At 50.8% G+C, this 12228-nt stretch carries 12 protein-coding genes; 7 read left to right on the forward strand and 5 right to left on the reverse strand.

Annotated elements, in window-relative coordinates:
• Positions 1 to 42: 42 nt before the first annotated feature.
• On the reverse strand, positions 43 to 732 hold the full coding sequence (locus FDW98_RS13635) for an EAL domain-containing protein (RefSeq protein WP_096756841.1): 690 nt from the start codon (positions 730 to 732) through the stop codon (positions 43 to 45).
• Between the two features lie 509 nt (positions 733 to 1241).
• Between FDW98_RS13635 and fabI the strand changes: the two genes are divergently transcribed.
• From fabI to osmB, 7 genes are all read left to right on the forward strand, one after another.
• A complete protein-coding gene (gene fabI, locus FDW98_RS13640; protein ID WP_096756840.1) occupies positions 1242 to 2030 on the forward strand; it encodes an enoyl-ACP reductase FabI in 789 nt (262 codons plus the stop codon).
• A gap of 217 nt (positions 2031 to 2247) precedes the next feature.
• Positions 2248 to 3405: a carboxymuconolactone decarboxylase family protein gene (locus FDW98_RS13645; RefSeq protein ID WP_096756839.1), complete on the forward strand. Its 1158-nt coding sequence runs from the start codon at positions 2248 to 2250 to the stop codon at positions 3403 to 3405.
• 89 nt (positions 3406 to 3494) lie between these two features.
• Positions 3495 to 5429, forward strand: a complete 1935-nt coding sequence (locus FDW98_RS13650) for an exoribonuclease II (protein ID WP_096756838.1) — start codon at positions 3495 to 3497, stop codon at positions 5427 to 5429.
• Positions 5430 to 5690: 261 nt separating this feature from the next.
• The gene (gene pdeR, locus FDW98_RS13655) at positions 5691 to 7682 is read left to right on the forward strand and encodes a cyclic di-GMP phosphodiesterase (protein ID WP_096756837.1); all 1992 of its coding nucleotides are present in this window, start codon (positions 5691 to 5693) and stop codon (positions 7680 to 7682) included.
• A 183-nt stretch (positions 7683 to 7865) separates the two neighbouring features.
• Positions 7866 to 8048, forward strand: a complete 183-nt coding sequence (locus tag FDW98_RS13665) for a hypothetical protein (RefSeq protein WP_096756836.1) — start codon at positions 7866 to 7868, stop codon at positions 8046 to 8048.
• 96 nt (positions 8049 to 8144) lie between these two features.
• On the forward strand, positions 8145 to 8897 hold the full coding sequence (locus FDW98_RS13670) for a DNA-binding transcriptional regulator YciT (RefSeq protein ID WP_096756835.1): 753 nt from the start codon (positions 8145 to 8147) through the stop codon (positions 8895 to 8897).
• A 267-nt stretch (positions 8898 to 9164) separates the two neighbouring features.
• The gene (osmB, locus tag FDW98_RS13675; RefSeq protein WP_096756834.1) at positions 9165 to 9383 is read left to right on the forward strand and encodes an osmotically-inducible lipoprotein OsmB; all 219 of its coding nucleotides are present in this window, start codon (positions 9165 to 9167) and stop codon (positions 9381 to 9383) included.
• A 103-nt stretch (positions 9384 to 9486) separates the two neighbouring features.
• Here the strand turns inward: osmB and yciH are convergent, their stop codons facing one another.
• The 4 genes from yciH to FDW98_RS13695 form a co-directional block, all read right to left on the reverse strand.
• A complete protein-coding gene (gene yciH / locus FDW98_RS13680; protein ID WP_096756833.1) occupies positions 9487 to 9813 on the reverse strand; it encodes a stress response translation initiation inhibitor YciH in 327 nt (108 codons plus the stop codon).
• Complete coding sequence (gene pyrF / locus FDW98_RS13685) at positions 9814 to 10551, reverse strand: orotidine-5'-phosphate decarboxylase (protein WP_096756832.1); 738 nt, start codon at positions 10549 to 10551, stop codon at positions 9814 to 9816.
• A 186-nt stretch (positions 10552 to 10737) separates the two neighbouring features.
• The gene (gene lapB / locus FDW98_RS13690; RefSeq protein WP_096756831.1) at positions 10738 to 11907 is read right to left on the reverse strand and encodes a lipopolysaccharide assembly protein LapB; all 1170 of its coding nucleotides are present in this window, start codon (positions 11905 to 11907) and stop codon (positions 10738 to 10740) included.
• A 6-nt stretch (positions 11908 to 11913) separates the two neighbouring features.
• The gene (locus tag FDW98_RS13695) at positions 11914 to 12222 is read right to left on the reverse strand and encodes a LapA family protein (RefSeq protein ID WP_096756830.1); all 309 of its coding nucleotides are present in this window, start codon (positions 12220 to 12222) and stop codon (positions 11914 to 11916) included.
• Between the last annotated feature and the right edge of the window lie 6 nt (positions 12223 to 12228).

Genomic DNA, 12228 nt, shown 5'->3' on the forward strand with positions numbered 1-12228 from the left:
TGTTATTGACGCCCTCCTCTGATGGAGGGCTTTTTTATATCGTCAGTGAACAATATCTGCAGGTAGCAATGCTTCAATGTCGCTAAATGCAACCGGCGGAAAAATATCACCCTGTACGGCCCAGATACCCGCATGGCTTAGCTCATCAATAAGCCGCGCGTTCTCCAGCCCCTCGACGACCACACGGTCACAATATTCCCTGATGTTCTTAATCAGAACCGGAAACATCGGCTTTTCGACCTGCGAAAAAAAGAAGGCGCGATCTATTTTCACCACGTCAAAATGACCGCTAACCAGCGGGCTCGCCCCCACGCTACCTGAGCCAAGATTGCTCAACCACAAGGCATTAGGCCCGTCACGCAGAGAATTAATCAGCAGGTTATTCAGGCAAGCGGTATTCGACAGGAAACGTTCTGAGAGTTGAAGGGCAATACACGGCACAGCGTGTAAGGCTGAGGTTATGGCAGGGTCGCCTATCGCGAGAAGCGCCATTTCATCAATCAGATTAAGTGTACAAAAAAGGTTATTGCTCTCAAACCAGGCGCGCTTTCGGGTGATTAACGCGATTTGTTCAAGCATGAAATGGCGTTTTTGTGCACTATTCCACGCGGCAATGATGAAATCTGAATGTAACGGGTGAACCGTCTCTGAGGTAAACCGGGCGATCATCTCAACACCCAGCAACTTTTCCGTTGTGTCTCTCATCGGTTCCGCGATGAAATGATAGCGCATAAGACCACTCCAATTGATCATAACATACTGATAATGCGCTTCTAATTATAATCAATCAATAATATCGATCAATGATTGATTATTGATCGATAAAAACAATATATATTAACAAGATGAATATTGTCGACTTTTTTGTTTTAAGAATCTTCCTACCTTGATATGTTTGCGGATATCGACTAAAGGCAAATCATACCATTTTACGCCGTTGAGTCCTCGTGTTTTCTGCCCTCGCCCTTGCTCCGGTCTGGTTGGATGAGGCAGAACCTGGGGGGAGTGATATACTCCTCACGTGCAACGAATAGTGACAGGCCACTGATACTGACAACGATGCCACGGCTCCCGAAATACCTTTTACTGTCGTTAACCGTATGGTGACTCGCAGAGAAAGATCGTGACACAAGGGGCAGAGAGTGGGATATAATTTCAGACCAATTTCGAGTGACCTTGAAATTGCAATCATAACGCATTGATTGCTAAAAAAATAAGTAATGACTATAAGGATTAAAGCTATGGGTTTTCTTTCCGGTAAGCGCATTCTGGTGACCGGTCTTGCCAGTAAATTGTCCATCGCCTACGGTATCGCTCAAGCGATGCACCGCGAGGGGGCTGAACTGGCGTTCACCTACCAGAACGACAAACTGAAAGGCCGCGTGGAAGAATTTGCAGCTCAACTGGGTTCCAACATCGTCCTGCAGTGCGATGTGGCTGAAGACGCCAGCATCGACACCATGTTCGCTGAACTGGGCAAAACCTGGGATAAATTCGACGGTTTCGTACACTCCATCGGTTTCGCACCGGCAGACCAGCTGGATGGCGACTATGTGAATGCGGTAACCCGCGAAGGCTTTAAAATCGCTCATGACATCAGCGCCTACAGCTTTGTAGCGATGGCAAAAGCCTGCCGCTCGATGCTGAATCCAGGCTCTGCACTGCTGACGCTGTCCTACCTGGGCGCAGAGCGCGCTATCCCGAACTACAACGTAATGGGTCTGGCGAAAGCGTCTCTGGAAGCAAACGTCCGCTATATGGCTAACGCGATGGGTCCGGAAGGTGTGCGTGTCAACGCAATCTCCGCAGGTCCAATCCGTACTCTGGCGGCTTCTGGCATCAAAGATTTCCGTAAAATGCTGGCTCATTGCGAAGCAGTGACCCCGATTCGTCGTACCGTGACCATTGAAGATGTGGGCAACTCAGCAGCATTCCTGTGCTCTGACCTGTCTGCCGGTATCTCTGGTGAAGTCGTTCACGTTGACGGTGGCTTCAGCATCGCAGCAATGAACGAGCTGGAACTGAAATAATCTTTCAGACCTCCTCTGTGGGCGGCGCGATGTCGCCCATGATTTTTTCCCCCTCCCGTCAGCTACTCCCTGTCATATATACTTTTCTGATATTTATTATCACGTAACAATCTTTCATCCCCTCATCAGCTTACGCCAGGATATTGCAGCGCAAACGATCCGGCGGACGAACATAACGACGTATCCGGGTCACCACTTTTTTGACCAAGGAACGCCCATGGAACAACGCCGAATTGAAGGCAAAAGCCACTGGTATCATGAAACGCAGTCCAGCACCTATCCGCAAGATGTTCTCCCGCTGGTGCCAGAAGCAGCAAACGTCGAAGACAGTTTTTTGCTGGACCTGGCGATACCGGAAGTCGCGCTGTTACCCTTTCAGTCCTGGTTAGAACCTGCCCGTGAACTTGCTCACCTTCTCTTCCCTGCTGATGTTGCCCTAAATCCGTTACATACGTTCAGCGCCTATGAACGAATGAGTACCGCCTTAACTGTCGCTCAGGTTTACGGCATCCAACGATTGTGTAACCACTACGCAGCGCGTTTGACCCCGCTACCAGGCCCGGACTCCTCCCGTGAGAGTAATCACCGGCTGGCACAAATTACCCAGTATGCTCGCCAACTTGCCAGTTCTCCCGCCGTGATTGGCGCACGCGATCGCCAGCATCTTGATGATGTTGGATTAACAACCTGCGATATCATCTTGATTAATCAGGTCATCGGCTTTGTCGGTTTTCAGGCCCGTGTCGTGGCGGTCCTTCAGGCTTATTTTGGCCATCCTTTGCGTCGCATACCGGGCCTTGATGTTCAGCAATACGCGCAGGCCGCTATTTTTAACAACGCCGATGCACAATGGCATATAGCCGCATTCCCGATTGACGTCATCCCGCCTCGCGAGGCTTTTCCAGGCAGCGTTGACCAAAACGGGCGCATCCCGGATTTACAAACGCTCGCGCCGCTGCTGGCACATTCACCGACGATCCTGGCTTTACTCAGATCATTACTGACCAGTACGCTATGTACAGATACACCGTCGAGGGCATTTTCTCTCGCCACGCTGCTGACATCTCGCATTAACGGCAGCGTGGCATGCTTTAATGAACAGGCTCGCACAGTTCATCAACTGGCGGACTTCATCACGATACTGCGTCTGGATGAACGCGAATTGCAGCGCTGGGAACAACGACATCCGGTTGAGCGCGCTACCCTGCAAGCGGTACAATGGTTAACCCGGGCGCCCGACCGTTTTAACGCCGCACTGTTAACCCCGTTATTTGAACAGGGTACCTCATCGGAACAGGCTATTAACTTACTGGCCTGGAGTGGATTGTGCGGATGGTTGAATCGCTTGAAAATCGCGCTGGGCGATACTCACTAACCACTCCGCTCATTGAAAGAGCGCTTGCTGCGACTGGCAGTTTCGCGTAAAACTGTCAGCCGCTCTTTTGGCCACGAAAATAGACAATTATGCTTCAGGACAACCCGCTGCTAGCGCAGCTTAAACAGCAACTACATTCCCAGACGCCACGTGCTGAAGGGGTGGTAAAAGCCACGGAAAAAGGCTTTGGCTTCCTGGAAGTCGATGCACAAAAAAGCTATTTCATTCCACCGCCGCAGATGAAAAAAGTGATGCATGGTGACCGCATTGTCGCGGTGATCCATAGCGAAAAAGATCGCGAATCTGCCGAGCCGGAAGAACTGGTTGAACCGTTCCTGACGCGTTTCGTGGGTAAAGTTCAGGGTAAGAACGATCGTCTGTCCATTGTGCCAGATCATCCGTTACTGAAAGACGCTATCCCCTGCCGCGCTGCTCGCGGTGTGGATCATGAATTTAAGGAAGGTGACTGGGCCGTCGCAGAAATGCGTCGCCATCCGCTGAAAGGCGACCGCACCTTCTACGCTGAATTAACCCAGTTCATCACCTTTGCTGACGATCATTTCGTCCCCTGGTGGGTCACGCTGGCGCGCCACAATCTTGAAAAAGAAGCACCGAACGGCGTAGCTACCGAAATGCTGGATGAAGGTCTGGAACGTCAGGATCTTACCGCACTGAACTTCGTCACCATTGACAGTGCCAGCACCGAAGATATGGACGATGCGCTGTACGTCGAGGAACTGGCAGATGGCAAACTGCAATTAACCGTCGCCATTGCCGATCCTACCGCCTGGATTGCCGAAGGCAGCAAGCTGGATAACACGGCTAAAATTCGCGCGTTCACCAACTATCTCCCGGGCTTCAATATCCCGATGTTACCGCGTGAACTGTCAGACGACCTGTGCTCGCTGCGGGCTAACGAAGTCCGTCCGGTGCTCGCTTGCCGCATGACCATCGCGGCTGACGGCGCTATTGAAGACGACATCACCTTCTTCACGGCGACCATCGAATCCAAAGCGAAACTGGCCTATGACAACGTGTCTGACTGGCTGGAAGGGAATAATGGCTGGCAGCCTGAAAACGACGAAATTGCCGAGCAGATCCGTCTGCTGCAGCGTATCTGCATGAGCCGTGGCGAGTGGCGTCATAACCACGCCCTGGTGTTTAAAGATCGCCCGGATTACCGCTTTGTACTGGGTGAAAAAGGTGAAGTGCTGGATATCGTGGCGGAACCGCGTCGCATTGCTAATCGTATCGTGGAAGAGTCGATGATTGCGGCAAACATCTGCGCCGCGCGCGTTCTTCGCGACAAACTAGGCTTCGGGATTTATAACGTACACATGGGGTTCGATCCGGCGAATGCTGAAGCGTTGGCCGCCCTGCTGAAAACCCATGGTATGCACGTGGATGCCGAAGAGGTGTTGACGCTGGAAGGCTTCTGCAAACTGCGTCGTGAACTGGATGCTCAACCCTCTGGTTTCCTCGATAGCCGTATTCGCCGTTTCCAGTCCTACGCTGAAATCAGCGTCGAGCCAGGTCCGCACTTTGGGCTGGGCCTGGAGGCATACGCCACCTGGACCTCACCTATCCGTAAGTATGGCGATATGATCAACCATCGCCTGTTAAAAGCGGTAATTAAAGGCGAAACCATCGCTCGACCACAGGACGACATCACGATACAGATGACAGAACGCCGTCGCCTGAACCGGATGGCCGAACGTGACGTCGGTGACTGGTTATACGCCCGCTTCCTGAGTGACAAAGCCGGGACTGACACCCGTTTTGCGGCTGAAATCATCGATATCAGCCGCGGCGGTATGCGGGTGCGCTTAGTCGACAATGGCGCCGTCGCGTTTATCCCGGCCCCGTTCCTGCACGCGGTCCGTGATGAACTGGTGTGCAGCCAGGAAAACGGCACGGTACAGATCAAAGGTGATGTGGTTTACAAGGTCACTGACGTGATCGACGTGACCATCGCCGAAGTGCGAATGGAAACCCGCAGCGTTATCGCACGTCCAGCCGCGTAGCACCACTAAACTCAACGGCCTTTCTCTTTTTGTGAAAGGTCGTTTTCTTTTCCCCCCTGAAACGCCGCCACGCACTACACTTCCTTCATCCAGTCCAAATTATTTTTACTATTTTCAGTTCTGCATCTTTGCTTTTTTCTGAATCTGGATTACACATAAATATATAAATAAAACAATATGTTCAGCCATAATTACCCTGTATGAATCATGGCTACCCTTACTTTTGAGGCTCTATGCGCTTTAAACGGGATAGTACACATCATGAAAGACGCTCGGGAGTTGGTTACGTTGTATAGCTACGTGGGTTCTCACAGCCCCTACTGGCGTTTGTCAGAGGAGTGTAACATCCTGCATTTCTCTATTGACGAAGCGGCCGCAGCAGAACAAACCATCGAATTATCACCGGAACAAGCCGATCGCATTCGGGAAATGACGGTGATTACATCCAGTCTGCTGATGACCCTTCCCATCGATACGGATGACATTCCCGTGCACCTTGTCGGGCGAAAAATTAATAAACGTGAATGGGCTGGTAGCGCATCAGCCTGGGACGACACCCCTTCTGTGGCACGCGATCTGGCACAAGGATTATCCTTTGCCGAACAGGTCGTATCGGAAGCCAATTCAGTTATCGTGATACTTGACCGACAGGGTAACATTCAACGTTTTAATCGGTTATGCGAAGAATATACCGGGCTAAGAGAACGTGAAGTGATCGGGCAAAGCGTCTTCACGCTGTTTATGAGCCGTCGTGAAGCTGCGGTATCAAGACGCAATATTGACGTTTTTTTTCGTGAAGGCAACTCGTATGAAGTCGAGCGCTGGGTTAACACCTGTAAGGGTCAGCGCCTGTTCCTGTTTCGTAATAAATTTGTGCATAACGGCAGCGGTAAGAACGAAATATTTCTGATCTGTTCCGGGACCGATATTACCGAAGAGCGGCGCGCCCAGGAGCGACTTCGCGTGTTGGCGAACACCGACTCCATCACCGGGTTACCCAACCGTAACGCCATTCATGAGTTGATTAGCGAGGCGATTGATAACGCGGGCGACACGCAGGTTGGCATTATTTATCTCGACCTCGATAACTTCAAAAAGGTCAACGATGCCTACGGGCATATGTTTGGCGACCAGCTTTTACAGAGTGTCTCGCTGGCCATCCTAAGTTGCCTCGAAGATAACCAGTTACTGGCGCGCTTCGGTGGTGATGAGTTTATCGTCCTCGCGACGGGAACCTCCCAGGGGGCACTGGAGGCCACGGCCTCGCGCATTCTGACCCGTCTGCGGCTACCATTCCGTATTGGCCTGATTGAAATATATACCGGCTGTTCTATCGGCATTTCCCTGGCACCCCAGCATGGTAATGACAGCGAAAACGTCATTCGCAACGCGGATACCGCCATGTATACCGCCAAAGAAGGCGGTCGCGGGCAGTTTTGCGTGTTCTCCCCTGAAATGAATCAGCGGGTGTTCGAGTATCTGTGGCTCGATACCAACTTGCGTAAGGCGCTGGAAAACGATCAGTTGCTGATCCACTACCAGCCCAAAATAACCTGGCGGGGTGAAGTCCGCAGCGTGGAGGCGCTGGTCCGCTGGCAGTCGCCGGAGCGTGGGTTAATTCCGCCGCTGGAATTTATCTCTTACGCCGAAGAATCAGGGCTTATCGTCCCGCTGGGGCGCTGGGTGATTCTGGACGTTGTGCGCCAGGTGGCGAAGTGGCGCGATAAGGGAATCAATTTGCGCGTGGCGGTAAACGTCTCGGCGCGTCAACTGGCCGATCAAACACTGTTCACCGATCTGAAGCAGGTTCTCCACGATCTGAATTTTGAGTATTGCCCCATTGACGTCGAGTTAACGGAAAGCAGTTTAATTGAGAATGAACAGCTGGCACTGTCCGTTATTCAGCAGTTTAGTCAGCTTGGCGCCCAGATCCATTTGGATGATTTTGGCACCGGATACTCTTCACTTTCCCAGCTTGCCCGCTTCCCGCTCGATGCGATTAAACTGGACCAGACCTTCGTCAGGGATATCCACAAACAATCAATTTCACAGTCGCTGGTACGCGCCATTGTTGCGGTGGCGCAAGCGCTAAATCTACAGGTGATTGCGGAAGGCGTGGAAAGTGCGAAAGAGGATGCCTTTCTGACCAAGAATGGTGTCAATGAGCGTCAGGGATTTTTGTTCGCTAAGCCAATGCCAGCTGCCGCGTTTGAACGTTGGTATAAGCGACATCTGAATAAAAAAATGCGCTAACCATGCAGGAATACTCGTCGAGAAATAGCGAAGAATGTACATTCCGTGACTATCGTATCTGTCTGTAATCACGGAATATATAATATTCTCCGATCATGTCGGTTAATACTATTTTTCCCTTCTCTTTTGTGATGATTTTCTGCATCATGAAATTCTAAATTCTTTGACACCAGGATGATGACCATGTCTGATATCGACGCAAAACGACTGGCCGAACGCATTGATACCGTACTGGATATCCTTGTTGCAGGTGACACTCATTCAGCCATCCACAATCTCGAAATCCTCAAGGCTGAACTGTTAAACGCGGTCAGCGAAGAAACTGCGTCTTTGTCAAAAAAGCACAAAGCCCCGTGGGAGATCTGACGGCTTTGTTCTTGTTATGTGGTTGCTGATATCAGACTGTTGATAACGTAACCTCCGTTTAATGTCCGATACGATACCGCTATAAAAATTAATACTATGAATTCCCGACAACAATCTATTTTGCAGATGGTGACCGATAAAGGCCAGATGAGCGTATCTGAGCTTGCCAAAATCACCGGTGTCTCTGAAGTGACGATTCGACAGGATCTGAACACGCTGGAAAAACAGAGCTATTTACGTCGTGCACACGGTTTCGCAGTGTCACTGAATAGCGACGATGTTGAAACGCGTATGATGACCAACTTCACCCTGAAACGTGAACTGGCTGAGTTTGCCGCCTCACTGGTCAATCCTGGTGAATCCGTATTTATTGAGAACGGTAGCAGTAATGCACTGCTGGCCAGAACGCTGGCGGAACAAAAAGACGTCACTATCATTACGGTCAGCAGCTATATCGCTCACCTGCTGAAAGAAACACCCTGCGAAGTGATCCTCCTCGGCGGGATCTATCAGAAAAAAAGCGAAAGCATGGTTGGGCCGTTAACGCGTCAGTTTATCCAGCAGGTTCACTTTAGTAAGGCTTTTATTGGAATCGATGGCTGGCAGCCTGAAACCGGCTTCACCGGCCGTGACATGATGCGTTCAGACGTGGTCAATGCAGTGCTGGAAAAAGGCGCAGAGGTGATTGTGCTCACCGACAGCTCGAAGTTTGACGCCATTCATCCGTACACACTCGGTCCGTTGGAGCGATTCAATCGTGTCGTCACTGATGCAAAACTCAGCGCCAGCGTGCAAATGCAGCTAGAGCATTCAGGATTAACCGTTAACATCATCAATACCCACGCATAATACAGCACCTGATGATTTGCCTGTCGGCAAATCATCTTCTCTCTGAGACTTATCCGACCGTCCAATTAAGACTTTTTACCTGTTGTTAACAGGGTAATGTCGTAAAATTAATGTTAGCGATATAACAGGAACACACTCTCATCAACAGATGATTGATGGTCATGCCCTGCGCTAAACGGTTTCACGGAAATACCTTTAATGACCTTAATTTAACGCTATCATTAAAGAGACTGGATTCCGTGAATCAATCATTCAGGAGAAAGTATTATGTTAGTAACGAGCAAAAAAATGACCGCTGCCATTCTGGCGATTACTCTGGCTATGTCTTTGAGTGCCTGCTCTAACTGGTCTAAACAAGACCGTAACACCGCCATTGGTGCGGGTGCAGGTGCCATTGGTGGTGCAGTCCTGACGGACGGCAGTACGCTGGGTACGCTGGGTGGTGCTGCAGTAGGTGGTATTATCGGCCACCAGGTGGGTAAATAATCTACGGTTGACCGGCTCGATATAATAATACGTTTACTTTTTCGCGACCGTACTATTTACATTACTAATAATAAAGCCACGAATATTTTCGTGGCTTTTTTTATTAGCCGCCAGCCAGTTTAACTTTCAAGCCTTTGGCTTCCAGCAAGGATTTAATCAGGTCGCGTTTATCGCCTTGTATTTCAATGACGCCCTCTTTCACCGCCCCACCACAGCCACATTTTTTCTTCAACTCGGCTGCTAATTTGGTTAGCTCTGAGTCGTCCAGATCAATACCGGTAATCAGGCAAACGCCCTTTCCTTTTCGACCGCTGGTCTGGCGTTGAATTCGCACAATACCATCGCCTTTTGGACGTTCTGTCACCACTTTAGGTTCGTCAATTCGTCCGGACTCAGTCGAGTAGACCAGACGAGAGTTAGCGTCGCTCATTTACGCTCCTCGTTTCAGTGAGGTGTTGATCGCCTTCAGCGTCTGGGCCGGATCCGCCGACTGCGTGACCGGACGACCAATCACCATATAATCCACACCCGCTGACAGTGCCTGCTGTGGCGTCATAATGCGGCGCTGATCGCCCGCTTCACTGCCTTCAGGACGAATACCAGGCGTTACCAGCTTAAACGCCTGACCAAACTCTTGTTTGAATCGTACCGCTTCCTGTGCAGAACAGACAACGCCGTCCAGCCCGCAGTTTTGCGTTAACCGTGCCAGTCTTTCTGCATGCTCCGCAGGTGACAACGTCACGCCAAGATCGGCAAGGTCGCTGGCTTCCATGCTGGTCAGCACCGTCACGGCAATTAACAACGGCGCATCGTTACCAAAGGGTATCAAGGCTTCACGAGCCGCCGTCATCATCCGTGCCCCACCCGAGGCATGAACGTTAACCATCCACACGCCAAGGTCTGCCGCAGCCGCTACGGCATGTGCCGTGGTATTGGGGATGTCGTGGAATTTCAGGTCCAGAAATACATCAAATCCCCGCTGCTGCAGGTCACGCACCAATTGAGGCCCAAAAAGCGTGAACATCTCTTTGCCCACTTTCAAACGGCAATCACGGGGATCAATTCTGTCGACAAATGCCAATGCTTTATCGCGATTATTGTAGTCCAGAGCGACAACGACAGGAGAATCAGTAACAGCACGGGGAGAAGATGAAGCAGTAAACGTCATAACCAGACCTTCCTGAAGATGGGCACCTTTCGGCACAAAATGGGTAAACGGCGTGCATTCTACCTGTGGTCATAGGAAATTAACAGATTCGATTACATCGCTGCCTGGCGATGTGGCACGGAGGCTAAATGTGCAGGATGTTATTAAACAATAAGGATGTTGTAACTAAAGTCGGTATTTTTTTAATTACAAACCGTCAAGACCGCGAATTGGCTTAATGGTTGACCATGAACGGCACGATGGGCAATGCCAGTACAGCGTGTAGGCGGTAAATCCGCATTTCTGGCAGCGGTAGCGCGGCTTACTGCGAACCTGTTCGCCGACCATATCCCGTAACACCATCAGACTCTCTTTAGCACGCCCTTCCTCGGCCTCATTGAGGTGATAGTCCATTAGTTTGTGGAAGACGCGCATCGTCGGATGACGCTGCAACTGACGGGTGATATAAACCTGCGCGGTATCGCTGCCCTCACGCGCTTCGAGGATATCCGCCAACATCAGCTCAGCGGCGGCACCGGTATTTTCCTCTACGGCGCGGCGTAAGAACTCCGCCCATTCATCGTTCTTACCAAGTTGCTGGTAGCAACTCTGTAGCATGTCCAGCGTTTCGCTGACCAGTTCTTTGTCCTGGGAAATTACGCGCTGCAGGCTTTCGACCGCCTTCGCATAGTCCCCTTTCATCATGTACACGCGTCCCATCATGATGGAAACCCGCGCACTGTTTTTGTCGGCGGCAGCCCCTTTTTTTAACAACGTCATGGCGCGGTCCATGTCGTCGCTGCCCAGTTGCTGAAGGGCCAGTTCGCAGTAGAAGTGTGCGATCTCAATTCGCTGCTTATCTTTACCGAGCTTCACCAGGCGTTCCGCAACGTCAATGGCTTTTTGCCACTCACTGGTTGCCTGATAGATCTGCAACAGCTGTTGCAACGCACCCACGCGGAAATCGGTTTCATCGGTAAGCTGATTGAACATGTCTTCAGCACGGTCATACAGACCTGCGGCCATGTAATCGCGACCGAGTTGTTGAACCGCCAGCAAACGCTGTTCGTAGGTCAATGACGCACTTTCCATCAACGTTTGATGGATGCGGATAGCGCGATCGACTTCACCGCGCGAGCGGAACAGGTTTCCGAGGGTGAGATGAGCCTCAACGGTGCCGGTATCCTCTTTCAACATATCGAGGAACAGATCCACCGCTTTATCTTGTTGGTTGCTCAGAAGGAAGTTAACCCCGGCGACATAATCACGCGACAGACGGTTAGCTTCGTCCTGTTTTGTTTGTTGCGCACTTCTGCGACCCATATACCACCCATAGGCAGCGGCTACAGGTAACAGCAGAAACAACAACTCCAGCATAAATAATTATTCCTTCACAACCGACGAATCGGCAGAGACCGCAACGTCGGTCGCAGGCGCAAGCTGGTTTTCCAGTCGTTTGATTTTACGTTCGGCACGCACAAGAGACACGCGAACCCTCAGCCAGAAAAGGCCGCAAATTAACCAACCAATCGCAAATCCTGCAGCAAACAACACAGCAAGCAGCGTAGAAATACGATATTCACCTTGGGCCAGCAGGTAGTTAAACGTTACCTGTTGATCGTTTTGCGCACCTAATGTCACCGAAATAACAAAAATCGCCAACACCAGTAAGAAAATGAGTAAATATTTCACATTACT

It is taken from the genome of Citrobacter sp. wls711 (assembly GCF_005281055.1).
GTDB classification, from domain to species: domain Bacteria; phylum Pseudomonadota; class Gammaproteobacteria; order Enterobacterales; family Enterobacteriaceae; genus Citrobacter; species Citrobacter gillenii.